Below are 26,011 nucleotides of genomic sequence, written 5' to 3' on the forward strand. Positions count from 1 at the left end.
TTGCTGGTGGAGGCGCGACCTCCCGGCCAGAGCCGCGTCCCTCACGGACCGCGGCCGGAGCCCCAGATAGCGCCCGTGCACCCCCGTCGGTCATGCATGTGGCGCTCAGGAACCTGGGTGACCGGCCTATGCGGGCAGGCTCCCAGAACCTGTCGGAGTTGCAGTTGCCTGCCCCGCGGTAGCTTGAAGTAAGCTCGCATGCCGGCCTGGGGTCATCCGTCCGGGTAGTTCCGCACTAACGGAAGCTTTCCGCTCACAACAGGGGTTCATGATGAAGCGAGGGTTGCATGGTGTGTGGGTCCTGGCCTCGCTGGCCTGTCTGACCATCCTTCCCGCGGCGCCGGCCGCCGGCGGACTCCTCATCGAGTTTCAGGACACGTCGGGCACCGTGGTGGCGACGGTGTCGGGATCCTTTGACCTTCTGCCGCCTCCGACGGCTACTGACACCACCCTCCCGGACAACGACCTTAACCCGAGCTCTGGATATTTCGCGGCGTCCGACAATCCAGGCGATTTGGTGACCGTCAGGCTTTACGATCTTGCGACACCGTTTCCCGCCTTCGGCTCGGGAGGTACCTCATCCGCCACCAGTGCGACGGCGTCGACTTCATTGCGGATCAGCGGAGCGACCTTCTTTATTGACCAGGCCTACACTCCCGGCACTGCGATCTCCGCCAGCCTGCTTTGGATCGGCGCGAACTTCACTTCGCTCGGGCTGACGCCCGGGATCTACTCCGCGCCCCTGTTCGGCGGAGAAACCATCGAGATCAGGGTCGGCGACATCTTTACCGTAACCCCCAGCGCCGGGCCGAACGGGTCCATTTCCCCGAGCTCGCCGCTCTCCATCCCCAGCGGCCAGACCACGTCCTTCAATGTGACCCCTGCCCCGGGCTTCGCGGCCTCGGTCGGCGGGACCTGCGGCGGTTCGCTGAGTGGAAACGTCTACACCACCGATGCGATCGTCGCCGACTGCTCCGTCGAGGCGAGCTTCACTCCGATCCGGAACTTCGGCGGCACGATCAGCGGACTGCAGGTCGGGTACAGCGTCGAGTTGTCGGAAGGCATGGTGGCGCAGGGAGGCTACGGAAACGGTTCCTACTCCTTCGCCAAGCCCGATGGCAGCAGCTACAGCCTCGCAATCAACACCCAGCCGACCGGGCACAACTGCGTGTTCTCCGGGCCTGGTGCCGCCTCGGGCACCCTGTCGGGCGGCAACATCACCGATATCAATATCACCTGCACCCCGGATCCGATCAGCATCGGCGGCACGCTGAGCGGCCTCGCCAACGGCAGCCCCGGCGGCAGCAATCAGGTAACTCTGCGAATGGCATACCAGCCACCGGTGGATCCCTGCGCCTCCGCAAGCGGTGCATTGACCTGCAAGGTCGCCGCGCCCGGCAACGAGGATCTTGTCGTCAATGCGAACGGCAGCTTCACCTTCCTGACTCCGCTGAACATCGACGACACCTTCACCGTGGACATCGCGCCGGCAGGCCAGCCCACTGCGCCGGCGCAGACCTGCACGGTGTCGAACGCCATCACCAAGGCCGCCAGCGGCACGGTCGGCACCTCCGATGTCACCTACATCGTGGTCAACTGCGCCGCGCCTGCCCAGTACACCGTCGGCGGCACGGTCTCGGGCCTGCTCTCCGGCTACAGCGTGACCCTGACCCAGTCGGGCGGCGAAGCCCAGGCCCTGGGCAATGGCGGGTACGTCTTCTCCGTCACCGACGGCAGCAGCTACGCGGTGGCCATCAGCGCCCAGCCCGAAGGTCATACGTGCAGCATCAGCGGCGCGGCCAGCGGCACCGTGATGGGTGCCAACGTCGGCGGCATCGATGTCAGCTGCACGCCCAACGACTACAGCATCGGCGGCAACGTCAGCGGACTGGCTGCAGGCACCCAGGTCACCCTGCGCAACAGCTACGCCCCGGCCGATCCCTGCGTGCCGCAGCCCTCGGGCAGCGACAAGCTGTGCAAGGTCTCCGCGCCCGGCACCGAGGACCTGGTGGTCTCGGCCAACGGCGGCTTCAGCTTCACTACGGCTCTCAACATCGGCGACAGCTACAGCGTCGACGTGGCGCCAGGCGGCCAGCCGAGCAGCCCCAACCAGACCTGCACCGTAACCGGTGGCAGCATCGACAAGCAGCAGGGCAAGGCGGCCACCGGCCAGGTGTCCACCTTCAACGTCAGCAACATCCAGGTGACCTGCACCACCGAGAGTTACACCGTCGGGGGCAGCGTGGTGGGCCTGGCGGCGGGCAACAGCGTGGTGCTGCAGAACAACGGCGGGGACAACCTGACCGTCGCGGCCGACGGCCCGTTCACCTTCGCGACCGCGCTGGCCGATGGCAGCAACTACACGGTCACCGTGCTGACCCAGCCGACCACGCCCAACCAGACCTGCGAGATCTCGCGCCTGACCCCGGGCAAGGGGAGCGGCGTGAACAGCGGCGTGATCGCCGGCGCCAACGTGGTCGACCTCAGGGTTACCTGCACCACCAATCGTTACACCGTCGGGGTCGAGGTGAGCGGACTTGTCGGGAGTGGCCTCGTCCTGCGCAACAACGGCGGCGATGATCTGGCGATCACCGGCAATGGTCCGGCCACTTTCGCCACCTCGCTCGCCGACGGCAGCGGCTACTCGGTCAGCGTCGCGACCCAGCCAGGCAACCCGGCGCAGACCTGCTCGCTGCCGCAACCGGTGAAGACGGCCAAGGGCACGGTGCTGGGCTCGGGCACGATCAATGGTGCCAACGTCACCGGCATCCCGGTCACCTGCGTGACCGATCCCACCGCGCCGGGTGCGCCGACCAATGTGCAGGTCGGCTTCAACGGCGGCATGGCGACCGTCAGCTGGACACCACCGGCGAACGACGGCGGCACCCCGATCACCGGCTACACGGTGGTGCTGCAGCCCGGCGGGCTCGGCTGCACGGTCAGCGGCAATCCGCCGCCGACCAGCTGCCAGATCTCCGGGATCCAGCCGGGTACCGCCTACACGGCCATCGTCACCGCCAGCAACGGGGCCGGCAGCGGCGCGCCCGGCAGCGGCGCCGGGTCTCCGGTAGCAGCGACCCCGGCCGTGATCCCGGTCGACCAGCCCTGGGCCCTGGCCCTGCTGGGGCTGATGTTCGCCCTGGTCGGCGGACGGGTCCTGGTCGGGCGTCGATAGGCACCGCGCTGACGGGGCGCCCCGCGCCCCGTCAGGCCTGGCAGCGCGGACAGAGGTAGAGCCGGCGGCTGCCGCGCTCGGTGCGCAGGATCATCTCGCCGCAGTGCAGGCAGGGCTCGCCGGCGCGGTCGAAGACCCTGAACCGGAACGCGTCCTCGCCACCCTCCATGTACTCGGCCTTCATGCCCTGCGAGCGGCGGATCCCGCGGCTGCGGTAGCTGCGCCGAGGCACCCCCAGCAGGGCCGCAGCCAGGGCCTCGCGCTCGTCTTCATCCAGCTCGCGGGGCCGGCGATCGGGATGCAGGCCGGCCTCGAACAGCACCTCGGAGCGCAGGTAGTTGCCCATGCCGGCGAGGAAGGCCTGGTCGAGCAGCAGGGCCGAGAGCTGGCGGCCGGAGAAACGTTTGGCCGCCAGACGCTCGGCGACCGTATCCGCGTCCAGGGCGGAGTCGAGCACATCGGGACCGATGCGCCGCAGGAACGGGTGCTGCTCGATTTCGGCGTCGCGCCAGAGGCTGACATCCGAAGCCGAATAGAGCCGGATCGCCTTCTTCGCAGTGGCCAGTTCGACGCGCAGCGAGCGACCGGTCTTCGGCGGCTGGTCCGGCTTGCCGACCTTCCAGACCCCATAAAGCTGGTTGTGGGTGTAGAGGGTCCAACCGTTGTCGAAACGGGTCAGCAGCGCCTTGCCGCGCGGTTCGATGGCGCGGATGCGGCACGATTCAAGCTTCCTCTCGTGGCGCTTGAGCTCGGGAAAGGCAAAGAAGACGCGCTGCAGCGGCGTGTTCAGGACCGCCTTGGCAAGCTGGTCCGCCGCGCGGCGGATTTCGGGACCTTCGGGCATGACGCGCTGCTGCGTGGAGACCGGCGTCAGGCTAGGCGACCCCGTGTGGCCAAAACGTCGCAGCCGCTGGAGATCGGGAATGGACCGTCAGCTGGGAGAGCATTGGGCGCAAAGAAGACCTTCCACAACACCCGAATGTAGGAGCCAGCTTGCTGGCGATCGTTCCGTCCGGGGCGCCTATCGCCAGCAAGCTGGCTCCTACAGGGGACTGAGGCGAATGCGAACTTCGCGCCCAAACCAGCCGCTTCTGGCGCGGCCGAGGGACAGATCAGGCGTAGGTGTTGACCAGGGTGCCGAGGGTGCCGGAGCTGGCCAGCTGCGGCTGCGGCAGGGCCTGAATCAGGGCGGCGGCCGAGGCGGCCTGGATGTTCAGCGCGCTCTTCAATACGGCGGTCGACACCTGCTGCTGCAGCTGGGTCTGCTGCAGGCCCTGGGCGGTGCTGACGATGGCGGCGCTGAGCGAATCCACGGCGCTCTCCGGGTGGGGGTGTCGGGCCGGTTATCGGCCAATACCGGCGCTTCTTGAGCACGGAAGTCTCAGAATGTGACGGATATCGCAGTTCTGAGCGCATTTCCGGCCGGCATCGGGAGGGAGACCGCGCCGTGCCGGCCGCGCCACCCGTCCCGAATCCTGCGTGGCGATCGCGACGAAGCCCGCACGAATCATCAAACACGGCGCCGGGCGCTGCTTCAGAGTGCGGCGGGTATCGGCAATTGCCGCTGTGCAGGAGACCGGGATCGTCCGGCCACGGACGGCGCTCGATGGGCTCGGGTCGCGGTACCCCAGCTTGCGCTGGCCAGCGCCAGCGAATCGGTCCCGGCTCGGCTGTCCGCCTCCACGCGCAGGGGTCGGTGGTCCTGAGCGGCCCTGGCGGACCCGCCGCGTGCGAGCCGCAGCCAGTCCGACCGGGGACCAGCCCACCCGCCGATCTGCCCCGCCCCGTCCTTCAGAACTGATCGTTCCACCGCGCCATCCTACCCGACGTGTTGCAGCTTCGCCTCGCGTGACCTGCCGATCAGGCCGCCCCGCCCGCCCGCGGGTCACCGACCTGCCCAGGTCGTCGGCCGGAGGGCCAGAGGGGAAGCCGCCCGCAGAGCCCTCCCCCCATTCCAAACAGGATGCCCTCATGCCCAGTTCCGCTCGCCTCAGTGTCGCCCTGACCCTCGCCCTGGCCGCCTCGTTCGCCCAGGCCGAACTCCGCCTGTCCCCTTCGGGGACCGGCGGCGCGGTCTACGTTCCGTATTTCACCGTCGAGAATGGACAGTCCAGCCTGCTCACGGTCACCAATCATTCGGATGCTCCCGCGTCGGTAGGCATCAACTTCACCGAGCAGCAGAACGGACAGGCCGCGCTGTACTTCATGGTCTTCTTGCCGCCGAAGTCGGCATGGACGGCGGCGGTCGTATCGAGTGGGGAAAGCGCGCTGATGTCCACCGACTCCGAGGTGTGCACCGTTCCCCAGATTCCGCCGGGAGGAGTCAGGCTGCGCAATTTCGACTACGCGCAGAACTTCCCCGACGGCGGACCGACCTCCCTGCAGCGCACCCGGTCGGGAGCGATCGAGCTCATCGAGGGCGCCACCCTGTCCGGGGCCCTCGCAGCGAGCACCGTGGGCCGCGATTGCAACGCGCTGACGATGCGCTACCTGCCGGGCGCCGGCAGCCGAATTGCCGATCTGTCTGCGCCCGCCCAGGGAATCTCGGCCTCGGTCCAGGTCGTCAACGTCGAGGAAGGCGCGCTCTATCCAGTCGCGGGTGTGGCCGTTCGCGGCTACTCGGACAAGCCACTCGACATCGACCCCTCGGGCCCATTCCCGCGTTTCTCCCGCCCGGTGCTGCCCACGGCGAGCCTTGAGTTCGTGGCCCACACGCCGGCCGGCGACCGCCTGGCCTTTGCCGCGAACCGCGGGCCGGACGCCATCAGCAGCCTGTTCATGCAGGGCTCGCTCGGCGGCGAGATCCAGGAGAATGCCACGCTCAACGCCGACACCCAGTGGGTACTGAGCTTCCCCACCAAGCACGAATACGTGGCGCGTTTCCAGGGCACGCTGGCCAGCCGGGTGGGCGCGGGCCAAGCGCTGCCGCCGTTCGCGCGTGCGTTCGCAGCCGGCGGCAGCTGCGAGACGATCGCGTACGGCCAGACCGCGTTCTCGGGCGGCCTGCAGCCCAGCCCTGACACGCTCGATCTGTGCTTCGAGCAGACGATCCTCGAGTTCGAGCCCAACCAGAGCGGCCTGGGCAGCCTGCGGTTTGATGTCGGTGCGACCCGCGAGATCAGTGCGCGCCGCCTGTCCGATGGCCAGACCGTACGCCTGCGCGGTCTACCGGTAATCGGCCAGCGCCTGAGCCGCTTCGTGAATGGTTCGGCGGGTGGCGGCACCCTTGCCAACTACACCGTGGCCCTGCCCCTGGCGGGTGAGCCCAGCAGGGCCGAGTAAGCGCGGTAGATGAGGATGCCCGGCGCGCCCAACGGCGCGCCGGGTCACCCTGCCTCAGTCGCCGAGAGTCAGCAGCGAGGCGTTTCCGCCCGCAGCGGTTGTGTTGATCGTCAACGTGCGCTCGGTGGCGAAGCGCAGCAGGTAGTGCGGGCCGCCGGCCTTGGGGCCGGTGCCGGAGAGCCCTTCGCCGCCAAAGGGCTGCACCCCGACCACCGCGCCGATCTGGTTGCGGTTGACGTAGCAGTTGCCGACCCGGATCCGCCGCGAGATCTTTTCGACGGTCTCGTCGATGCGCGAGTGGATGCCGAGGGTCAGGCCATAGCCGGTGGCGTTGATCGCGTCGATGACCTTGTCCAGCTCATTGGACTCGTAGCGGATCACGTGCAGGATCGGCCCGAACACCTCGCGGGTCAGACGCGACAGCGAATCGATCTCGTAGGCGCGCGGGGCAAAGAAGGTGCCGTGTGCGCACTCGTCACCGAGATTCACCGCCTTGATCAGCGAGCCTTCCTTGTCCATGCGCTCGGCGTGGGCAACCAGGATGCCGCGGGCGTCCTCGTCGATCACCGGGCCGACGTCTGTGGAGAGCAGGCCGGGGTCGCCGACCTTCAGCTCGTCCATCGCGCCGGAGAGCATCGCGATCACCTTGTCGGCGATGTCCTTCTGCACGAACATCACGCGCGCTGCGGAGCAGCGCTGCCCGGCCGAGCCGAAGGCGGCCGTCATGGCGTCCTTGACCAGCTGCTCGGGCAGGGCCGAAGAGTCGGCGATCAGCGCGTTCTGGCCGCCGGTCTCGGCGATCAGGATGCCGAGCGCCGCATCACGGGCGGCCATGCTTCGATTGATTGCGCGGGCGGTCTCGGTGGAGCCGGTGAAGGCCACGCCGTCGACCCGCGGGTCGCGGGTCAGTGCGGCGCCCACCGTGGCGCCGTCGCCCGGCAGATACTGCAGCACCGCTTCCGGCACGCCGGCCTCGTGCAGCAGCTTGACCGCCGCGTGGCCGACCAGGGTGGTCTGCTCGGCCGGCTTGGCGATCACCGCGTTTCCTGCCACCAGCGCCGCAGCGACCTGGCCGACGAAGATCGCCAGCGGGAAGTTCCACGGGCTGATGCAGACGAACACGCCGCGGCCGTGCAGGAACAGCTCGTTGGTTTCGCCGGTCGGCCCGGGCAGCTTCTCCGGGTGGCCGAACAGGCGACGCGCCTGCTGCGCGTAGTAGCGCAGGAAGTCCACCGCCTCGCGCACCTCGGCGACGCCGTCGGGCACAGTCTTGCCGGCCTCGCGCGTGCACAGGGCCATGAACTCCGGCATGCGCGCCTCCAGCAGCGAAGCGGCGTGTTCAAGAACGGCGGCGCGCGAGGCGACCGGCAGGCGGTCCCACTCGGGCTGGGCACGGTGGGCGTTGTCGAGCGCCTGCTCGACGGTGGCGCTGTCGGCCTCGCGGTATTCGCCGACCTCGACCCGGCGGTCCGCCGGCGAGGTCACCTTGACCAGCTTGCCGCCGCTCGAAGCGCCCGGCACCAGCGGGCCGGCGGTCCACGGCTTGATCGCGGCATTCATGGCCTCGCCGAGGCGGCGCAGGTCGTGGTCATTGGCAAGGTTGATGCCCATCGAGTTCTTCCTTCCGTCGCCAAACAGGGCAACCGGCTGCGGGATCTTGGGGTGGGGAATGGAGTCGAACTGGGCCACCGTGCGCCGCGGATCGGCGACCAGCGCCTCCGGGCTCAGCGACTCGTCGGTGATCTTGTTGACGAAGCTGGTGTTGGCACCGTTCTCGAGCAGCCGCCGGACCAGGTAGGGCAGCAGGTCCTCGTGGCTGCCGACCGGCGCGTAGACGCGGCAGGGCACGCCGAGGCGGTCCTTCGGCGTGACCTCCTCGTAGAGGTCCTCGCCCATGCCATGCAGGCGCTGGAACTCGAAGGCCTTGCCGCCGGCCATTTGCGCGATGGCGGCGATGGTGTGCGCGTTGTGGGTGGCGAACATCGGGTAGAAGGCGTCGGTGGCGGCGAGCATGCGCTTGGCGCAGGCCAGGTAGCTGACGTCGGTGTTCGGCTTGCGGGTGTATACCGGGTAGCCCTCGTGGCCATCGACCTGGGCGCGCTTGACCTCGCTGTCCCAGTAGGCGCCCTTGACCAGGCGCACCGGCATCCGCCGCCCGGTCTCGCGGACGATGGCGGCGAGGTAGTCTAGCGCCGCCGGGGCGCGCTTCTGGTAGGCCTGCACCGCGAGTCCATAGCCCTGCCAGCCGTCGAGGGAACGATCAGTGTAGGCGCCGACGATCACGTCGAGGCTGAGCTCGAGGCGCTCGGACTCCTCGGCGTCGACGGTGAAGCCGATGCCCAGCTGTCTTGCTGCCTGCGCCAGCTCGAGCACGCGCGGGGTCAGCTCGGCGCGGACCCGGGCCCGCTTGGACGCCTCGTAGCGCGGATGCAGGGCGCTGAGCTTGACCGAGATGCTCGGCGCGGCGAAGACGTCCTCGCCGACGAAGGTGCCGTTCGGACCGCTGGCGCCGATCGCGGCGATGGCCTTGCGATAGGCCTCGAAATACCGCGCCGCGTCGCGGGCGGTGAAGGCCGCCTCGCCGAGCATGTCGAAGCTGTAGCGGTAGCTGGCATTGCGGCCCTTGCGTGAGCGCTTGAGCGCCTCGCCGATAGTCCGCCCCATGACGAACTGGTGGCCCATGATGCGCATGGCCTGGCGCACCGCGAGGCGAATCACCGGCTCGCCGGTGCGTCCGACCAGGCGACGCAGGGCGCCGCTGAAGTCGCGCCGGGTGTCCTCGCTGAGGCTCACCATGCGCCCGGTCAGCATCAGGCCCCAGGTCGATGCGTTGACGAACAGCGAGTCACTCTGGCCGAGGTGCTTCTTCCAGTTGGCCTCGCCCAGCTTGTCGCGGATCAGCCGGTCGGCGGTGTCCTCGTCGGGGATGCGCAACAGGGCCTCGGCCACGCACATCAGCAGCACGCCTTCCTCCGAGGAGAGGTCGTACTGGCGCATGAAGGCCTCGATGGCGCCCTGGTCCTCGGCCCGGGCGCGAACCCGCTCGACCAGCTGCACCGCGGTGCGCTGGGTGGCGGCCATCTCGGCGGGATCATCACCCAGCTCCTCGAGCAGGGTCGTGACCTGTTCGCGCTCGTCGCGGGCCCAGGCCGCGGTGATCGGTACCCGGCGCGGATCCGGCGCCGGGAGTTCGGAAAGCAGGATGGAGGCCGGCGGATTGCTCACAGGGTTTCCGGGGGGGAGAACGCGCCGCGGGGGGCGCGAAGACGGCCAGTGTAGTGAGGCCCCATGGTGCAGGGAACCCCGTCGCCGGCGTATGGAAAAACGCGCATCGCAGGCCCGCGTACGGACACGACACAAGCACCGCATCAGGGGCGGTCGGGCAGGGCGTAGGGCGACCCGCTGGGTGCCGGCGGGCCCTCGAATGCAGCCGGTCGCCGGCAGCGGGCGCCAGAGCCGGGAGGGGTCACCCGCATCCGGGTCCATCGCCTCGGGAAGCCGAAACGGCCCGATCAGCCCGGCCGCGGCCCGAACAGGGTCTCGGCGCGCTGGAACAGCACCCAGCTGGTGGCGATGTACTTGTCGCCGCCGCGCGGCCGGTTGCCGCGGTGGGTGTGGGTGAAGGCGGTGGGGGCGATGAGCAGCGCGCCGGTGCTGGGGGTGATCTTGCGCTGCTGGTAGAGGAACTCGGTCTCGCCCTCGGCGAAGCCCTCATTGAGATAGACCGTCCAGAGCAGGTGGCGGTGCAGGGGCTCGCAGCTCGGGTCCTTGGGATAGAGCTCGCAGTGCCAGTAGGGATAGCCGCCCTCGTTGGCCCGGTAGTGCTGCAGGTTGATCCCGCCCGGACGCAGGCAGGTGCGCACGAGGTTGCCGAGCGCGTCGTCGTCCATCGCGCGGATGTCCTGCTCGGTGATGCGCCGGGCCTCGCCGGTATGGGGGTCGCTGAGCTGCAGCATCAGCGGGGCGATCAGCATGTACGGGTACTGCCGGACGTAGCGCAGCAGGCAGGCGAACAGCACGTTGTTGAGCGCCGCCTCGGCGTCCTGCCAGTCACTGCGCCCGGTCAGGGTGAGGTCCTCGCTGTTCTTCAGCTCGGGCATGACGCCGCTGCCGACGCGGCCCGGGTGACGCCCGCCGTCGGCACGGAAGCGCTCGATCAGCCGGGCGCAAAGCTCGGCTGACAGGGCCCCCGGATAGACCTCGATGAAGTCGTTCACGAGGCCGCCGCGTCGTGCTCGCGATGCAGGGCGGTGACCCGCTCGACCTCGTTCTTCGAACCAAGGAAGACCGGCACGCGCTGATGCAGGGCCTCGGGTTTGCGCTCGAGCAGGCGCTGCCGGCCGTCGGTGGCCGCGCCCCCGGCCTGCTCGACCAGGAAGGCCATCGGGCTCGCTTCGTAGAGCAGGCGCAGGCGGCCGCCCTTCTCGCGGGTCTTGGCGTCGACCGGGTAATAGAACACGCCGCCGCGGGTCATGATCCGGTGTACGTCGGCGACCATCGAGGCAACCCAGCGCATGTTGAAGTCGCGGCCGCGCGGTCCGGTCTTGCCGTCCAGCAGCTCCTGCACGTAGCGCTGCATCGGCGCCTCCCAGTGGCGCTGGTTCGACATGTTGATGGCGAACTCGCTGGTGTCCTCGGGGATGCGCAGGTTGCGCTGGGTGAGGACGAAGCTGCCGATCTCGCGGTCGAGGGTGAACTGGTGGACGCCGGAGCCGGTGGTCAGCACCAGCAGGGTGCTCGGCCCGTAGACGGTGTAGCCGGCGGCGACCTGCTCCACGCCGGGCTGCAGGAAGTGCTCGGCGGTCGGCTCGGTCACGCCCTCCGGGCAGCGCAGCACCGAGAAGATCGTGCCGACCGAGATGTTGACATCGATGTTCGAGCTGCCGTCCAGCGGATCGAAAACCAGCAGGTAGTTGCCCTTCGGGAAGCGGTGCGGGATCAGGTGCGGGGCTTCCATCTCCTCGGAGGCCAGCGCTGCCAGGTGGCCGCCCCACTCGTTGGCCTCGAGCAGGATCTCGTTGGACAGCACGTCGAGCTTCTTCTGCGCCTCGCCCTGCACGTTGTAGGCCTCGGCATTGCCGAGCACCCCGCCGAGTTCGCCCTTGCTGATGGCCAGCGAGATGTGCTTGCAGGCGCGGGCGACCACCTCGATCAGCAGACGCAGGTCAGGGGTGATCTGGCGGCGCGAGCGCTGCTCCTCGATCAGGAAGCGGGTCAGGGAGATGGGTTTCATGGGGGCCCCGGGCGAAAAGCCGCTATTGTCGACGACGCGGGCAGGCTTGTCAGTCAGCCGGGTGGTTCGATGCAGGGGATGGGCGGGATCGACATGGCGGAGCTGCACGCGCTGGCCGTGGCACTCGGCGTCGGCCTGCTGATGGGCGTCGAGCGCGAACGCCACGCCGCGGGCAGCGATGCGTCGACGGCGGGCGTGCGCAGCTTCGCCCTGGCCGCCCTGTGCGGCTGGCTGGCTGGCCTGTTCGGCCTCGCGCTGATCGCCGTGGCCCTGTCCGGCACCGCCCTGCTGGCCGGGCTCGGCTACTGGCGCAGCTCGCGGCGCGATCCGGGCATGACCAGCGAACTGGCCCTGCTGCTGTGCTGCCTGCTCGGTGCGCTGGCCGTGTCCCGACCTGCCCTGGCCGCCGGCGTCGGGGTGGTGGCCGCCCTGCTGCTGGCCACCAAGCGCGGACTGCACCGGGTCTCGCGCGAACTGATCAGCGAGGCCGAACTGCGCGACGGGCTGCTGCTGGCAGCGGCGGCCCTGGTCGTCCTGCCCCTGCTGCCCGACCGCGCCATGGACCCCTGGGGCATCTTCAACCCGGCTGCCATCTGGCGGCTGGTCGTGCTGATCATGGGCATCGGCGCGATCGGCCATCTCGCCCTGCGCGCCCTCGGCGAGCGCTGGGGCTGGATGGTCGCCGGCTTCTTTTCCGGCTGCGTGTCGTCGACCGCCGCCACGCTCAGCTTCGCGCAGTCGACCCGCAGGGATCCGGCGCTGAACCGCCGGGCGGCAACCGCCGCGCTGGCCGCGAACCTGGCCTCGCTGTGCCTGCTGGCGCCGGTGATGGCCGCGGTGTCGCCGCCGGCCGCGCTGGCCGTGCTGCCGGTGCTGGGCGGCGCAGCGCTGGGTCTGGGGGCCACCCTGCTGGTGGTCGGCCTCGGCAGCCGTTCATCGCCCCCGCGCAGCAGGACGGCGGAGCCAGCGCAGCGCATGTTCCGACTTCTGCAGGCGATCTGGATGGCCCTCGTCCTGAGCGCGGTGATCATCGCAGCCGGCCTGGTCAATCGCTGGTTCGGCAGCGCGGCGGCCCTTCTCACCGCGCTGGTGGCGGGCTCGGTCGAGGTGCATTCGGCCAGTGCCGGACTGGCCCAGCTGCACAGCACCGGCGGTCTTACCGCAGGCCAGCTGACCCGGGGCACCACCCTGATCCTGCTGTCGAGCAGCCTGGTCAAGACGGTTCTGGCGCTCTCCGCTGGGTCGCGCAGCTACGCGCTCCTGCTGGGCATCGGTCTTGCCGCGATGGCCGGGAGTGCGGCGCTGGCGCTTTGGCTGTCCCCGCTCGGCTGACAGCGGGGGTTGCGCGGCGAACCGGCGGCGGCATCATCGTCGTTCCGCCGGAAGACCTGAGGACCGCCCACCTTGATCGCCCTGATCCAGCGCGTATCCGAAGCCACCGTGAAGGTGGAGGAAGCCTGCGTCGGCCGGATCGGCCGCGGCATCCTGGCCCTGGTCGCGGTGCAACCGGGCGACGACGCGGCGCGTATCCAGCGCATGGCGGAGCGTCTGCTGGCCTACCGCATCTTCGAGGACGAGGGCGGGCGGATGAACCGCTCCCTGACCGATACCGGCGGCGGCCTGCTCCTGGTCAGCCAGTTCACCCTGGCGGCCGACACCCGCTCCGGACTGCGGCCCAGCTTTTCCTCCGCGGCCCGCCCCGAGGAGGCCGAAGCGGGCTTCCTCGCCCTGGTCGAGGCCTGCCGCAAACGGCACCCGGGGGTGGAAACCGGGCGCTTCCGGTCCCATATGCAGGTCAGCCTGGTCAACGACGGCCCGGTGACCTTCTGGCTGGAAACGTGAACGCTCTGACCCCTTGACTCAGCGCGGCCCAGCTGGTTCGGCTATACTGGAACGTTCCCATCACCTCTTCCCCCCGGATTTCTTCATGGCGATCGAGAAGCAGGAGCAGCAGTCCGAAATCAAACAGCTCATCAGCAAGGGGCTGGAACAGGGCTACCTGACCTACGCCGAAGTCAACGATCACCTGCCCGGCGACATCGTCGACCCGGAGCAGATCGAGGACATCATCGGCATGATGAACGGCATGGGCATCGAGGTGCATGAGAGTGCGCCGGATGCCGAATCGCTGTTGATGTCCGATGGTTCGGGCGCGAACGACGACGAGACCGCGGCAGAGGAAGCCGTGGCCGCCCTGTCGGCGCTCGACTCCGAAGCGGGACGCACGACCGATCCGGTCCGCATGTACATGCGCGAGATGGGCACGGTCGAGCTGCTGACCCGCGAGGGCGAGATCGCCATCGCCAAGCGCATCGAGGAAGGCCTCAACCAGGTGCAGGCAGCGCTGGCCAGCTTCCCCTGGGCGATCCAGCTGCTGCTCGAGGAGTATGACCAGCACGTCGAGGGGAAGAAGCGCCTCAACGAGGTGGTCACCGGCTTCATCGACCCCAACGCCACCGACGAGGTTGCCTCGCCGAACTCCGCTGCCAGCAACAGCAACGACAGCAGCGATGACAGTGACAGCGACGACGATAGCGACGACGACGACGACGACGACAGCAGCGACGACGACAGCACTCCCGACACCGGACCCGATCCGGCAGAGGTGCTGCGCCGCATGGAGCTGATGCGCTCGATCTACGTCAAGTTCCAGAAGACCCACGCCAAGTACGGCGCGACCGACAAGAAGGCGGTCAAGCTGCGCGAGGAAATGGCCGCCGAGTTCCTCGGCTTCAAGATGCCGATTCCGCTGGTGGACAGCCTGGTGCGCAAGATGCGCGATGTGGTGAATTCGCTGCGCAGCCACGAGCGCGTGATCATGGAGCACTGCGTCAAGCACGGAAAGATGCCGCGCAAGGACTTCCTCAAGTCCTTCCCGGGCAGCGAGACCAACCTGACCTGGGTGGACGAGCTGATCCGCCGCAAGCAGAAGTGGTCGTCGACGCTGAAGGACTACCGCGACGCGATCATCGCCGAGCAGGAAAAGCTGATCGCCATCGAGCAGGCGCTGTACCTGTCCCTGCCCGACATCAAGGAGATCAACCGCTCCATGGCCATCGGCGAGGCCAAGGCCCGGAAGGCCAAGAAGGAGATGGTCGAGGCCAACCTGCGCCTCGTGATCTCGATCGCCAAGAAGTACACCAACCGCGGCCTGCAGTTCCTTGACCTGATCCAGGAAGGCAACATCGGCCTGATGAAGGCGGTGGACAAGTTCGAGTACCGCCGCGGCTACAAGTTCTCGACCTATGCGACCTGGTGGATCCGCCAGGCGATCACCCGCTCGATCGCCGACCAGGCGCGCACCATCCGCATCCCGGTGCACATGATCGAGACGATCAACAAACTCAACCGCATTTCCCGCCAGATGCTCCAGCAGTTCGGCCGCGAGCCGACGCCGGAGGAGCTGGCCAAGGAAATGGACATGCCCGAGGACAAGATCCGCAAGGTGCTGAAGATCGCCAAGGAGCCCATCTCGATGGAGACTCCGATCGGCGACGACGAAGACTCGCACCTGGGCGACTTCATCGAGGACACCAGCATCGAGTCGCCGATCGACACCGCGACCGTGACCGGCCTCATGGAGACCGTGCGCGACGTGCTCGCCGGGCTGACGCCGCGTGAGGCCAAGGTGCTGCGCATGCGCTTCGGCATCGACATGAACACCGACCACACCCTGGAGGAGGTCGGCAAGCAGTTCGATGTCACCCGCGAGCGCATCCGCCAGATCGAAGCCAAGGCCCTGCGCAAGCTGCGCCACCCGAGCCGCTCGGAGCAGCTGCGCAGCTTCCTCGATATCGAGTAGCCGACGCCGCCCACCGCGCCCCGGACGCCCCGCCTCGAGCGGGGCGTCTGCGTTTCGGGCTCGGGTAGGCGGAAGCCTCTCCGCTGGCCCACAATCGCTACGCCCATACGAGGGAGCGTTTGATGAGCCACGGCACGCACGACTTCGTCGATGATCCGCGCAACGCGCAGATCCGCATCTGGATCAATGGCCAGCTGAAGCCGCGCGCGAAGGCGACGGTGTCGGTGTTCGACTCAGGCTTCGTACTGGGCGATGGCGTCTGGGAAGGCCTGCGTGTGGTCGACGGCCACCCGGTGTTCCTCGAAGACCATCTCGACCGTCTCTACGAGGGCGCCAAGGCGATCCTGCTCGATATCGGCATGGACCGTTCCGTCCTGACACAAGCCCTGTACGACACGCTGACGGCCAACGGCATGCGCGACGGCGTGCATATCCGGCTGATGGTGACCCGCGGCCTCAAGCGCACGCCCTACCAGGACCCGCGGGTGTGCATCGGGCCGGCCACCGTGGTCATCATCCCCGAGTACAAGACCCCGCTGCCGGACACGCTGGAGCGCGGCCTCGCCCTGTTCACCGTCCACGTGCGGCGTGGCCACCCGGACGTGCAGGATCCCAAGCTCAACAGCCACAGCAAGCTCAACTGCATCACCGCCTGCATCCAGGCCTACACGGCCGGCGCCGACGAGGCCCTGATGCTCGACCCACAGGGTTTTGTCGCCACCTGCAATTCGACGCACTTCTTCATTGTCCGCCGGGGCGAGGTCTGGACCTCGACCGGCCAGTACTGCCTTGGCGGCATTACCCGCTCGAAGGTGCTCGAGGCTTGCCGCGAGCTGGGCGTGCCCGCCTTCGAGAAGGCCTTCAGCCTGACCGACGTGTACGGCGCCGACGAGGCCTTTGTCACCGGCACGTTTGCCGGCCTTGTACCGGTGCGCTCGGTCGATGGCCGCGAGCTGGGCTCGGCGCAGGCGCAGGGCAGGGCCATGATCGAACGGCTGCGCGGAGGCTATCGCCAGCTCGTCCAGCGCGATGTCCAGGCGCGGAGCAGGGCGCGATGAGCACGCGGCGGATCGCCATGTGGTCCGGCCCGCGCAACATTTCGACGGCGATGATGCGCGCCTTCGAGAACCGCGAGGACTGCGAGGTCATCGACGAGCCGCTCTACGCCCACTACCTGGCCGAGACCGGCGCCGCCCACCCCGGCCGCGAGACGGTGATCGCGGCGGGCGAGACCGACTGGCGCCGCGTGGTGGAACGCCTGGTAGGGGACGCGCCGGGCGGGCATTCGCTCTGGTACCAGAAGCATATGTGCCACCACCTGCTGCCCGGCATGGGCACAGGCTGGATCGCCCGACTGGAGAACGTGTTCCTGATCCGCGACCCGGCCGAGGTGGTCGCCTCCTACCTGCGCACCCGCGACACCTGCAGCCCCGCGGAGATCGGCATTCCGCAGCAGCGGGCGCTGTTCGAGCAGCTTTCGGCGGGTCCGAGCGGTGCGCCCGTTGTGATCGATGCCGGCTGCTTCCTTGCCGACCCGCGCGCCCAGCTGCAGGCACTTTGCGCGCGGCTGGGCATTGGTTTCAGCGAACGCATGCTGCGCTGGCCGCCCGGCCCCCGCGAAAGCGACGGCGTCTGGGCGCCGCATTGGTACCACCAGGTCTGGGCGTCCACCGGCTTTGCCGCACCGCAGCGACCGTCGGTGGAACTCGATGCCTCAGCGAGGCAGATCGTCGAGGCCTGCCGCCCGGACTACGAAACGCTGTTCGCCCATCGGCTTCTGGGCTGAGGCGCGATTCGACTGCGTCGTGGGTAAATGGTTGCTTCGGGCGCATTCTTGCCGTTCGCCCTGGCCGGCGAAATGGGCCTTTCGGGCGAAGCCAAATCAAGAACAGGATCAAGAGCTTTCAGACCGACCTTCGGTCGGCCCGAGTCACTTTCTCTTGATCGGCACGAGCCGCGCAGGAGCGCGGCCGAACGCCGCAGGCGGCCCGAAGGGCGGCGGACAGGAGGTCCGCCGTAAGAGAAAGTAACCAAAGAGAAGCCGACCCGACTTCCGCGCCGTCATTGCTGCGCAATGCCGGTCCCCTGCGTTGCTCGGAATCCGGCGGCCGGCGTGAACTCGCGCATCCATGCGCTCAAACATCCACGCCTTTCCCCGCCGGCTTCCTGCGCTACTCGGCGCTGCACACGGGACCCACGCGCAATGAGGTTTTCGAGATTCGAGGGCCACGTTCCGCGACACGCCGCCTGAAAAGCTTCGGCCGACCGGTCCACAAGCTGTGCGGCCAGGAAGGCCGATCAATGGGCCCCCTGTCTGGCGGCGGGCGGGTGGAGGGTGAGCCGGTTAAAGGCGACGCATGCGTCGCCCCGGCGAACGCCACGGGCACGGAATGCCCGTGGCCGGACCTGCTGGAATAAGCATGGCCAGGATGGCCATGCCCAGCAGGAGCCCGCAGGGACGCGCGCACGATGCGCGCGTGTTTTTCGCCAGGACAAGGACGTGCTGTCGAAAAACCCCGGAGCCCGCACGCGAACCTGGAGGGCAGGAAGCCCGGAAGGCGCCTGACCGGGGTGCCCTTTCTCTTGGTTACTTCTCTTTGGGCACGCAAAGAGAAGTGACTCGGGCCGGCCGAAGGACGGTTCGAAACGCCCTTGATGTTGATCTTGATCCGGCTCTGGATCCAGAAAAGAGGCCCCATTCGCCGGCCAGGGCGAACGGCAAATTTACGCCCGAAGCGCGCACCCGCATCACCCTTTCGATGAAGCCCGCCCGTCGCCTCGTGCCCGTCCAGGGTCCGTGGCGAATGTACAAGCCGCGCCCTGGCTTTTTCCTCGACACGCTCTGCGAACCCGAGGAGCGGTGGGTCACCGGGGACCCCGTCCCGCCGCATGCAGTAGAGTGGCCGCGACCTCGGCATGCCGAATACATGCATCGCATCCTGATCGCCAGCTCGAAAGGCGGCTGCGGCAAGACCACGCTGGCGACCAACCTGGCGGTGGCGCTCGCCCATGCCGGTCAGCAAGTCTGCCTGGTCGATGCCGATCCTCAGGGATCGAGCCGCGACTGGATGTCGGCGCGCGGCGATCTGTTCCCGCCGGTGAACGGCTTCCACAGCGCCGACCCGGGGCAGGCGGTGAGTTTCGGCTGGTCGCTGCGGATTCCCGCCGGGACCGGGGCTTTGATCGTCGACACCCCCGCCGGTCTGCGGCCCAACCAGCTCGGGGAATTTCTTCGCCGGGTGGACCGGGTGCTGGTTCCGCTGCTGCCGTCGGCTATCGACCTGCGCGTATCCACGGGCTTCCTGACCGACCTCGCCGGTGCGCTTCCGGTGCGCCAGGGATTGGTCCAGGTCGCACTCGTTGCCAACCGCGTCCGGGCGCGCACCGTAGCGTCCCGGGCTCTCCCCGGTTTCGCAGCGGACACCCCGTTTCCGCTGCTCGGGCAGGTTCGCGACAGCCAGGCATTCGTCCTGGCCGGCGCTTTGGGCCGCGGGCTGTTCGACTATCCCGGCGCGGCGGTGGCCGCTGCCCGCGAGGATTTCCATCCCTTGCTGGAGTGGATACTCGGTGATGCACATCCAACGTCGCCAGACACCGTCGAGGGGTCGGAGCCGCTGCCGGGCGACCCGGCTGGACGCGGACGGCGCCCGGAGGACTGATCCGGCGCGGGCACCGCAAAGCTCTGCCGGACGCCTGTTCGAAGGGATGACCTGACCGGCCACGCGGGTTGGGATCTTCGCGTCAGCCCCAACCTGTGGGGGTTCGAGGGCCGGCGGTCCCGCCCAGCGCCACTCGATCATAGATACGATCTATGGGAACGTTAGGTTTAATCGATTTGCTGCGTCGCAGCAGGAACGATAGTCTACGTCGATCGCTTCTCCCCACTTACACAAAAAGGACCCAAGCCATGTCGCTTATCAACACCTCTGTGCCCGCCTTCAAGGTCAACGCCTACCACAACGGCAAGTTCATCGAAGTTACCGAGCAGAGCCTGAAGGGCAAGTGGTCGGTCCTGGTCTTCATGCCGGCGGCCTTCACCTTCAACTGCCCGACCGAGGTCGAGGACGCGGCGAACAATTACGCCGAGTTCGAGAAGGCCGGCGCCGAGGTCTACATCGTCACCACGGACACCCACTTCTCGCACAAGGTATGGCACGAGACCTCGCCGGCGGTGGGCAAGGCCGGGTTCCCGCTCATCGGTGATCCGACCCACCAGCTGACCCGCGCCTTCGGCGTGCACATCGACGCCGAGGGCCTGGCCCTGCGCGGCACCTTCATCATCAATCCGGAGGGCGTGATCAAGACCTCCGAGATCCACGACAACGCCATCGCCCGCGACATGAACGAAACCCTGCGCAAGCTCAAGGCCGCCCAGTTCGTCGCCGCCAACCCGGGCCAGGTCTGCCCGGCGAAGTGGAAGGAAGGCGCCAAGGCGATCGCCCCGTCGCTGGACCTGGTCGGCAAGATCTAAGGGACTGCAAGCCCCTGCCGACACGGACGTCGGCCCCCTTTCGCGGGTCCCGGGATCCGCACATCGAGTGCGCCACGCGCACCCCCGTCCCCCGCACTGCGGGGGACGGCCTCCCGCGCTTTGCCTGAAAGGAGTTTTCCATGCTGGACGCCAATCTGAAGACGCAGCTGCAGGCCTATCTGGAAAAGGTCCGCCAGCCGATCGAGCTGGTCGCCACCCTGGATGACGGCGAGCGCGCAACCGAACTCGACGGCCTGCTGGCGGATGTCGCCGCGCTGTCGGAAAAGATTTCCTATCGCAAGGACGGCACCTCCGACCGTGCGCCCTCGTTCGAGATCCGCTGCGCCGGAAGCGATGTGGCGGTGGCCTTCGCCGGCATTCCGCTTGGCCACGAGTTCACCTCCCTGGTGCTGGCCCTGCTGCAGGTCGGCGGCCATCCGCCCAAGGTGGAGGAGGCGGTCATCGAGCAGGTCCGCGCCCTGAACGGCTCGTTCCACTTCGAGACCTACTACTCGCAGTCCTGCCAGAACTGCCCGGACGTGGTCCAGGCATTGAACCTGATGAGCGTGCTCAACCCGTCGATCCGCCACGTCGCCATCGACGGCGCGGCCTTCCAGGACGAGGTCGAGTCGCGGCAGGTGATGGCGGTGCCGTGCGTCTATCTCAACGGTGAGGTCTTCGGTTCGGGCCGGATGAGCCTTGAGGAGATCCTCGCCAAGCTCGACACCGGCGCCGCGGCGCGGATGGCCGGCCAGCTCGACGCCAAGGAGGCCTTCGACGTTCTGGTGGTCGGGGGCGGCCCGGCCGGCGCGGCGGCGGCGATCTACGCCGCACGCAAGGGCATCCGCACCGGAGTGGTCGCCGAGCGCTTCGGCGGCCAGGTGCTGGACACGCTGGGCATCGAGAACTTCATCTCGGTCCGCGAGACCGAGGGCCCGAAGCTGGTCGCGGCGATGGAGGCGCATGTCCGCGACTACGAGGTCGACGTCATGAACCTGCAGCGGGCCAGCAAGCTGGTCCCTGCCTCGCAGAGCGCCGACGGCCTCAACGAGGTCCACCTCGAGAGCGGCGCCACCCTGCGCGCGCGCAGCCTGGTCATCGCCACCGGCGCCCGCTGGCGCGAGATGGGTGTGCCCGGGGAGGCCCAGTACCGCAACAAGGGTGTCGCCTACTGCCCGCACTGCGACGGCCCGCTGTTCAAGGGCAAGCGCGTGGCGGTGATCGGCGGCGGCAACTCCGGCGTCGAGGCGGCCATCGACCTCGCCGGCATCGTCGCCAGGGTCACCCTGATCGAGTTCGACAGCAAGCTCCGCGCCGACGAGGTGCTGCAGCGCAAGCTGCGCTCGCTGCCCAATGTCGAGGTCATCCTGCATGCGCAGACCACCGAGGTGCTGGGCGACGGCCAGCGGGTCACCGGGCTGCAGTACCGCGACCGCGGCGATCTGGTGATGAATACCCTCGAGCTGGAAGGGATCTTCGTGCAGATCGGCCTGCTGCCCAACACCGAATGGCTGAAGGGCACCCTGGAGCTGTCTCCGCGCGGCGAGATCGTGATCGATGACCGCGCGCAGACCTCCCTGCCGGGCGTAATGGCTGCCGGTGACGTCACCACCGTGCCCTACAAGCAGATCGTGATTGCCATGGGCGAGGGCTCGAAGGCGGCGCTGTCGGCCTTCGATCACCTTATCCGCGTGCCGGTCGCCGGCGAGCGCGCCGCAGCCTGAGTCACTGTCCGGGCGCGACCCGCGGGGGTCGCCGTGCGGAACACTCGCCGCGCCGTCCTGACCCGACGCGGGGATTGGGGAGCGGCTACGATTCGGGGCCCAATCCCTGGCCCTGATGCCGATGCGCGCTTCGCCCCATCGCCTGATCCTCCCGACCCTGCTCCTGCTGCTGGCCGGCCTGGGCCTGTCTCCGGCCCTTGCAGCGCCGGCGGCCTGGCTGCCCCGCGCCGAGGGCACCGAGCTTCGAGTGCTGAGCTGGAACGTCGCCCGCGAGCAGCTGTTTGCCAACTGTTCGCGCAGCGCGCGGCTGCTGCAGATGGCCGAACCCGACGTCCTTCTGCTGGACGAGATGGACCCCGGCGTCGATGCGCAGGCGCTGGCCGACTGGCTGGATGAGGTGCTGCCCGGAGCGCCCTGGCAGGTGGTCCTGGGCCGTGAGGCGGGCAACAGGGAGCGCGGCAGCATTGCCGCGCGCGTTCCGCTGCAGCGCGTCGAGGCCTTCGACCGCCTGCATTACAGCGAGGCCGAACAGGCCGACTGGATCGCCCGCGCACCCCAGCACGCCGAGCGCCTGCGCCGACAGCTACCGAATGGCGTTGCGGCGGCGGCTGCCCTGGCCCGGTTCGGCAACCGGTCCGTTCTGCTGGTTTCCTTCGACATGCAGTGCTGCGGGGACGCGCCGGACGGTTGGGAGGAAGCCCGCCGGCGTCGCGAGGCTGCGCTGATCCGCGCTGCGCTGGAGACGGTGTTCAGCTCCGGCGTCGCGCTCGCCATCGTCGGCGGGGATGCGAATGCCGTGCAGGGGCCGGAACCGCTGCGTCGGATCGCCGGCTCCAATCCGGCGCTGGAGAGTGTTGAGGCCCGCCGAGAGGACGGCAGCGACTGGACCTGGGACGGTCGGGGAACCCCGTTTCCGAGCAGCAAACTGGATCATCTCTGGGTCAGCCCAGGGGTGTCCGCGCTGCAGGCCCGACTGCTCGATTCCGAGGCCTGGTCACCGGCGCTGCGCTCCCGGCTCGGCGTCCAAGAGGCATGGTCACGAGAACAGTCGCCGCACCGGCCGATCGTGGTCGACCTGTTGCTCAGCCCGGGAGAATAGTCCGGCGCGGTGCCCGCTGCGCCAGAGCGAGTCGCCGGCATGACTTCCCTCCCTGTCGCAACCGCTTGTTCCGGCGCACGCGCGCGAAGGGGCCGCCGCGCGTCGGATGCAACCCAACGATGTGTGAACCCGCTTCGGGTTAAGCCACCAGCAGGGTGCAGGTTCAGGGTTCGTTTCGCGCCGGATGCCCAGTCTGGCACCCGTCCCGATCTCGGGCCGATACGAACCACGTGAACAAGGAGTTCCACCCATGAAGCGTTCCCTGCTTGCCCTCGCCGTGCTCTCGCTTCCGCTGGCTGCGGGCGCGGCCGACCTCAACTACAACTATATCGAGGGCGGATACAACCAGCTGGATCCGGACGGAGGCGGCTCGGAGGCCGACGGCTTCGGCCTGAACGGCTCGGTCTCGCTCGGCCAGAGCCTGTTCCTGTATGGCGGCTGGTCCAGCAACGAGATCGACGGCACCTCCGCCGACATCGACGTCCAGCGCATCGGCCTTGGCTGGCGCAACGGGATCGGTGATCGCACTGACCTCGTGGTCAATGCCAACTACCTGAAGTTCGACGTCGACGCCGGCGGCGGTGTCGACTTCGACGCCGACGGCTACGAAGCCGAGGTCGGCGTCCGCCACGCCTTCGGCGATCGCTTCGAAGGCCAGGCTTCGCTCGGCTACGTCGATGGCGGGGATTTCAGCGGCACCTTCTACGGCAAGCTGACCGGCCAGTTCCGGTTCAACCAGAACTGGGGTCTGGTTGGCAGCACCGTCATCCGCGATGACGTGAAGGAATACTTCATCGGCCCGCGGCTGAGCTTCTGACCGCTGTGCAGGCTGCATGGGGCGACCCATGCAGCCTGCAGCCGCGCATGCCCCCGCTGCGGAGCAACCTGCGTCAAATCATAAGCTTGGCGGCTGGCACGGAAGCTGCTCGACAGGGGAACAAGAAACCACTTCGGAGGATTCCACCATGTTCCGTGTCCTTGCATCCCTGTGCCTGGCCACCCTGCTCACCGCCTGCGCCAGCAGCGGCGGCGGCGGTGGCTACGGCTATCGTGATGACTATCGCTACAACCGCTGCGAGCAATGCGGCGTCGTCGAGCGCGTCGAGGTCGCCCGCTACGGCGATGGCCGCACCAGCGGCGGTGGCGCCGTGGCCGGTGCGATCATCGGCGGCGTGCTTGGCAGCCAGGTAGGCAGTGGCCGTGGTCGCGATGCGGCCACGATCGCTGGTGCCGTAGCCGGCGGCGTGGCCGGCAATCGCATCGAGAGCGAGCGTCGCTCAAAGGATGTGTATGCGGTCTACGTCCGCATGGATGACGGCCGCCGTCGCGTCTTCGAGCAGCGTGAGCTCGATGGTCTGTATGAAGGCGCTCGGGTTGAAATCCGCAACGGCCGCGCCGTACAGATCTGAGTCCGGGTCAACCGCGTTGGGCTTCGCCCCGCCGATCAGCGAGCGGGGCGAAGCTTTCTCCGGTGCCTGGTGCGCCGCGCCTAACGGGGGCGGCCATCCGTGATCCAGACCCCGCAACGCTTTTCCCACTGGGCCAGGCTGAAGTCGGGTTCTCCGTTGGCATCGCCGGAGTCGTGGACGCGGAGCTCGAACGTGTCCTGCTCTCCACCGATACGCGTCAACCGCAGGTAGGCCCACTGGGTGGCCTGTTGTCCGGGTACCGGCCGGTCGGCAGAGCGGCCCACGGCGCTGACCAGGAACTCGTCGCCTCCCTGCAGGCTGCGCCCGGTGGCCGAGCGCGGGTGATGCAGCCGGCAGGCCAGCCGCCTCGGCGCCTCATCGCCGTTCTCCAGATCGACCTCGAAGAGGCTGGCAAAGGCCTGATGCGCCGGCATGGCCATCTCGCCCATCAGCATCAGCCGGGCCCCCGGAGCCACCTGGTCAAGCTGTTGTGCGCCTGCCCGCCCCGGGACGAGGCTTAGCAGGGTGCAGACCAGGCAGCCGAGCAGAGTAGTCTTCATCGGGGGCTCCGTGGGTGGGGCGTGGAAGGGGACGTTGGGCCGCCACATTCGGGCGACGCCGACCTGAGGAACAGGCTAGGCAGGCCGGCTAGAGCGACCACCCTAGAGAATCAGGCGGAACGTGCGCCGGCGCACGCACGCGCCGGAACGCCTTCACACTTTTATCAAGCGCCACGCGGTCGGGGCTCGATGGCCGTAAAAGGCCGGCGCGTCGTGCATGCAGGCAGCCACTCCGCTGGCTGGGCTGCGGGAGGGCGGCGACGGCCCGTCCCGCTCCGGACTGCCTCCAAAGCCCTGGGCGCGGTGGCGCAGGCTTCCTTGCGGCCGCCATCGGCTGCCGCTCGCCCCTTCCAGATAGGGAAAAAGAAACGGCCGCCCGGAGGCGGCCGTCAATGGTTCACAGATGGCCTGGTCTTAAAGGGTTTCGACGAAGCCGATCTTTTCCAGGCCGGAGTTCTTGGCCATGGTCAGCACTTCGGTGAGCGTCTGGTACTGCGCCTCTCCAGCGGTTTCCAGTTCGATCAGCGGCTGCGGATCACGGGTGGCTTCGAGCATCATCGAGGCCTGTACCGCGGCACGCGGCATGGGCTGGTTGTCCCAGAAGATGCCTCCGTTGGCCTCGATGCGGATACGTACCGGCGGAGGCGGCTCCTTGAGCTGCTCCGGCGGGGTACGGCTCTGCTGCGGCAGGTCGACCTGGATTTCGTGCGATGCCATCGGTGCGGTGACCATGAAGATGATCAGCAGGACCAGCAGAACGTCGACCAGGGGGGTCACGTTCATATCGGACATGCTGCTACTGCTGCTGCCGGAACTGAATGCCATGTGTTTCTCTCCTAGCGTTCCGGGGTGGTCACGAAGCCGATCTTGGCGATGCCCACGTCCTTGGCGGTTTTCACCACCTCGGCGATCACCTTGTACTTGGTGGTCCTGTCTGCCCGGATGTTGACCTGGGGCTGCGGCTGCTTCTGGGCTTCCACCGCCAGTCGCGATTCAAGAATCGCGCGCAGAACCGGGTCATCATTCCAGTAGATGCTGCCGTCTTCGGTGATCGCGAGGGTGATCGGGACGCCCTGGCCTTCGACCTTCTCTTCGAGCGTGGCCTCCGGCAGCTTCACCTGGACCTTGTGGGCCATCAGGGGGGCCGTGATCATGAAAATGATCAACAGCACCAACATCACGTCGACCAGCGGCGTGACGTTGATTTCCGCCATCGGTCCGCCGCCACCACCGCCAGTACTGAATGCCATGGCGTC

General features: G+C 68.2%; 21 protein-coding genes. 13 read left to right on the forward strand and 8 right to left on the reverse strand.

Annotated features, from left to right (window positions below; translation table 11 throughout):
* The first annotated feature begins 517 nt into the window (after positions 1 to 517).
* Positions 518 to 3,175 (forward strand): fibronectin type III domain-containing protein, encoded by a 2,658-nt coding sequence (locus M0G41_RS18755; RefSeq protein WP_248204581.1) that lies wholly within the window; start codon positions 518 to 520, stop codon positions 3,173 to 3,175.
* A gap of 31 nt (positions 3,176 to 3,206) precedes the next feature.
* On the opposite strand, the gene nei is transcribed toward M0G41_RS18755, so the two are convergent.
* Positions 3,207 to 4,019 (reverse strand): endonuclease VIII, encoded by an 813-nt coding sequence (gene nei, locus M0G41_RS01930; protein WP_248204583.1) that lies wholly within the window; start codon positions 4,017 to 4,019, stop codon positions 3,207 to 3,209.
* A gap of 268 nt (positions 4,020 to 4,287) precedes the next feature.
* The gene (locus M0G41_RS01935; protein ID WP_248204585.1) at positions 4,288 to 4,488 is read right to left on the reverse strand and encodes a putative motility protein; all 201 of its coding nucleotides are present in this window, start codon (positions 4,486 to 4,488) and stop codon (positions 4,288 to 4,290) included.
* A gap of 658 nt (positions 4,489 to 5,146) precedes the next feature.
* Between M0G41_RS01935 and M0G41_RS01940 the strand changes: the two genes are divergently transcribed.
* Positions 5,147 to 6,457, forward strand: coding sequence for a hypothetical protein (locus M0G41_RS01940; protein ID WP_248204587.1), 1,311 nt, complete (start codon positions 5,147 to 5,149; stop codon positions 6,455 to 6,457).
* A gap of 54 nt (positions 6,458 to 6,511) precedes the next feature.
* Here the strand turns inward: M0G41_RS01940 and putA are convergent, their stop codons facing one another.
* From putA to M0G41_RS01955, 3 genes are all read right to left on the reverse strand, one after another.
* Positions 6,512 to 9,682 (reverse strand): bifunctional proline dehydrogenase/L-glutamate gamma-semialdehyde dehydrogenase PutA, encoded by a 3,171-nt coding sequence (gene putA, locus M0G41_RS01945; protein ID WP_248204589.1) that lies wholly within the window; start codon positions 9,680 to 9,682, stop codon positions 6,512 to 6,514.
* A gap of 287 nt (positions 9,683 to 9,969) precedes the next feature.
* A complete protein-coding gene (locus tag M0G41_RS01950) occupies positions 9,970 to 10,674 on the reverse strand; it encodes a 2OG-Fe(II) oxygenase (RefSeq protein WP_248204591.1) in 705 nt (234 codons plus the stop codon).
* The gene (locus tag M0G41_RS01955) at positions 10,671 to 11,690 is read right to left on the reverse strand and encodes a class 1 fructose-bisphosphatase (RefSeq protein WP_248204592.1); all 1,020 of its coding nucleotides are present in this window, start codon (positions 11,688 to 11,690) and stop codon (positions 10,671 to 10,673) included. Before M0G41_RS01955 ends, M0G41_RS01950 begins: the two co-directional genes overlap by 4 nt.
* Positions 11,691 to 11,768: 78 nt before the next feature.
* Between M0G41_RS01955 and M0G41_RS01960 the strand changes: the two genes are divergently transcribed.
* From M0G41_RS01960 to M0G41_RS02010, 11 genes are all read left to right on the forward strand, one after another.
* Entirely contained in the window at positions 11,769 to 13,022 is a 1,254-nt protein-coding gene (locus tag M0G41_RS01960) for an MgtC/SapB family protein (RefSeq protein ID WP_248204594.1), read from the forward strand.
* Positions 13,023 to 13,094: 72 nt separating this feature from the next.
* Entirely contained in the window at positions 13,095 to 13,532 is a 438-nt protein-coding gene (gene dtd / locus M0G41_RS01965) for a D-aminoacyl-tRNA deacylase (RefSeq protein ID WP_248204596.1), read from the forward strand.
* An 85-nt stretch (positions 13,533 to 13,617) separates the two neighbouring features.
* Positions 13,618 to 15,492 carry an RNA polymerase sigma factor RpoD gene (gene rpoD, locus M0G41_RS01970; protein WP_248204598.1) on the forward strand — a complete coding sequence of 625 codons (1,875 nt, stop codon included), beginning with the start codon at positions 13,618 to 13,620 and terminating at the stop codon, positions 15,490 to 15,492.
* Between the two features lie 122 nt (positions 15,493 to 15,614).
* Entirely contained in the window at positions 15,615 to 16,550 is a 936-nt protein-coding gene (locus M0G41_RS01975) for an aminotransferase class IV (protein ID WP_248204600.1), read from the forward strand.
* Positions 16,547 to 17,278 (forward strand): sulfotransferase-like domain-containing protein, encoded by a 732-nt coding sequence (locus tag M0G41_RS01980; RefSeq protein ID WP_248204602.1) that lies wholly within the window; start codon positions 16,547 to 16,549, stop codon positions 17,276 to 17,278. The genes M0G41_RS01975 and M0G41_RS01980 overlap by 4 nt, the downstream gene beginning before the upstream one ends.
* A 1,141-nt stretch (positions 17,279 to 18,419) precedes the next feature.
* A complete protein-coding gene (locus M0G41_RS01985) occupies positions 18,420 to 19,151 on the forward strand; it encodes a ParA family protein (protein ID WP_248204604.1) in 732 nt (243 codons plus the stop codon).
* 248 nt (positions 19,152 to 19,399) lie between these two features.
* Positions 19,400 to 19,963, forward strand: coding sequence for an alkyl hydroperoxide reductase subunit C (gene ahpC, locus M0G41_RS01990; RefSeq protein WP_248204606.1), 564 nt, complete (start codon positions 19,400 to 19,402; stop codon positions 19,961 to 19,963).
* A 140-nt stretch (positions 19,964 to 20,103) separates the two neighbouring features.
* Positions 20,104 to 21,687 carry an alkyl hydroperoxide reductase subunit F gene (gene ahpF / locus M0G41_RS01995; RefSeq protein WP_248204608.1) on the forward strand — a complete coding sequence of 528 codons (1,584 nt, stop codon included), beginning with the start codon at positions 20,104 to 20,106 and terminating at the stop codon, positions 21,685 to 21,687.
* Between the two features lie 121 nt (positions 21,688 to 21,808).
* Positions 21,809 to 22,786 (forward strand): endonuclease/exonuclease/phosphatase family protein, encoded by a 978-nt coding sequence (locus tag M0G41_RS02000; protein ID WP_248204609.1) that lies wholly within the window; start codon positions 21,809 to 21,811, stop codon positions 22,784 to 22,786.
* Between the two features lie 250 nt (positions 22,787 to 23,036).
* Positions 23,037 to 23,603 (forward strand): outer membrane beta-barrel protein, encoded by a 567-nt coding sequence (locus M0G41_RS02005; RefSeq protein WP_248204611.1) that lies wholly within the window; start codon positions 23,037 to 23,039, stop codon positions 23,601 to 23,603.
* Positions 23,604 to 23,751: 148 nt separating this feature from the next.
* Complete coding sequence (locus tag M0G41_RS02010) at positions 23,752 to 24,195, forward strand: outer membrane lipoprotein (protein WP_248204612.1); 444 nt, start codon at positions 23,752 to 23,754, stop codon at positions 24,193 to 24,195.
* Positions 24,196 to 24,275: 80 nt separating this feature from the next.
* Here M0G41_RS02010 and M0G41_RS02015 read toward each other — a convergent pair whose 3' ends face one another.
* The 3 genes from M0G41_RS02015 to M0G41_RS02025 all read right to left on the reverse strand — a co-directional run bounded on the left by M0G41_RS02015 (position 24,276) and on the right by M0G41_RS02025 (position 26,005).
* Positions 24,276 to 24,755, reverse strand: a complete 480-nt coding sequence (locus M0G41_RS02015) for a hypothetical protein (protein ID WP_248204614.1) — start codon at positions 24,753 to 24,755, stop codon at positions 24,276 to 24,278.
* A gap of 414 nt (positions 24,756 to 25,169) precedes the next feature.
* Entirely contained in the window at positions 25,170 to 25,580 is a 411-nt protein-coding gene (locus tag M0G41_RS02020) for an ExbD/TolR family protein (RefSeq protein WP_282452574.1), read from the reverse strand.
* An 11-nt stretch (positions 25,581 to 25,591) separates the two neighbouring features.
* On the reverse strand, positions 25,592 to 26,005 hold the full coding sequence (locus tag M0G41_RS02025) for an ExbD/TolR family protein (protein WP_248204616.1): 414 nt from the start codon (positions 26,003 to 26,005) through the stop codon (positions 25,592 to 25,594).
* Positions 26,006 to 26,011: the final 6 nt, after the last annotated feature.

It is taken from the genome of Pseudomarimonas salicorniae (assembly GCF_023156535.1).
Taxonomy (GTDB): domain Bacteria; phylum Pseudomonadota; class Gammaproteobacteria; order Xanthomonadales; family Xanthomonadaceae; genus Pseudomarimonas; species Pseudomarimonas salicorniae.

Coding starts and splice junctions, on each gene's coding strand:
- nei (WP_248204583.1), bottom strand. CDS start 4,019: ATGCCCGAAGGTCCCGAAATCCGCCGCGCGGCGGACCAGCTTGCCAAG.
- M0G41_RS01940 (WP_248204587.1), top strand. CDS start 5,147: ATGCCCAGTTCCGCTCGCCTCAGTGTCGCCCTGACCCTCGCCCTGGCC.
- M0G41_RS01955 (WP_248204592.1), bottom strand. CDS start 11,690: ATGAAACCCATCTCCCTGACCCGCTTCCTGATCGAGGAGCAGCGCTCG.
- M0G41_RS01960 (WP_248204594.1), top strand. CDS start 11,769: ATGGGCGGGATCGACATGGCGGAGCTGCACGCGCTGGCCGTGGCACTC.
- rpoD (WP_248204598.1), top strand. CDS start 13,618: ATGGCGATCGAGAAGCAGGAGCAGCAGTCCGAAATCAAACAGCTCATC.
- M0G41_RS01975 (WP_248204600.1), top strand. CDS start 15,615: ATGAGCCACGGCACGCACGACTTCGTCGATGATCCGCGCAACGCGCAG.
- M0G41_RS01980 (WP_248204602.1), top strand. CDS start 16,547: ATGAGCACGCGGCGGATCGCCATGTGGTCCGGCCCGCGCAACATTTCG.
- M0G41_RS01985 (WP_248204604.1), top strand. CDS start 18,420: ATGCATCGCATCCTGATCGCCAGCTCGAAAGGCGGCTGCGGCAAGACC.
- ahpC (WP_248204606.1), top strand. CDS start 19,400: ATGTCGCTTATCAACACCTCTGTGCCCGCCTTCAAGGTCAACGCCTAC.
- ahpF (WP_248204608.1), top strand. CDS start 20,104: ATGCTGGACGCCAATCTGAAGACGCAGCTGCAGGCCTATCTGGAAAAG.
- M0G41_RS02000 (WP_248204609.1), top strand. CDS start 21,809: ATGCGCGCTTCGCCCCATCGCCTGATCCTCCCGACCCTGCTCCTGCTG.
- M0G41_RS02005 (WP_248204611.1), top strand. CDS start 23,037: ATGAAGCGTTCCCTGCTTGCCCTCGCCGTGCTCTCGCTTCCGCTGGCT.
- M0G41_RS02010 (WP_248204612.1), top strand. CDS start 23,752: ATGTTCCGTGTCCTTGCATCCCTGTGCCTGGCCACCCTGCTCACCGCC.
- M0G41_RS02015 (WP_248204614.1), bottom strand. CDS start 24,755: ATGAAGACTACTCTGCTCGGCTGCCTGGTCTGCACCCTGCTAAGCCTC.
- M0G41_RS02020 (WP_282452574.1), bottom strand. CDS start 25,580: ATGGCATTCAGTTCCGGCAGCAGCAGTAGCAGCATGTCCGATATGAAC.
- M0G41_RS02025 (WP_248204616.1), bottom strand. CDS start 26,005: ATGGCATTCAGTACTGGCGGTGGTGGCGGCGGACCGATGGCGGAAATC.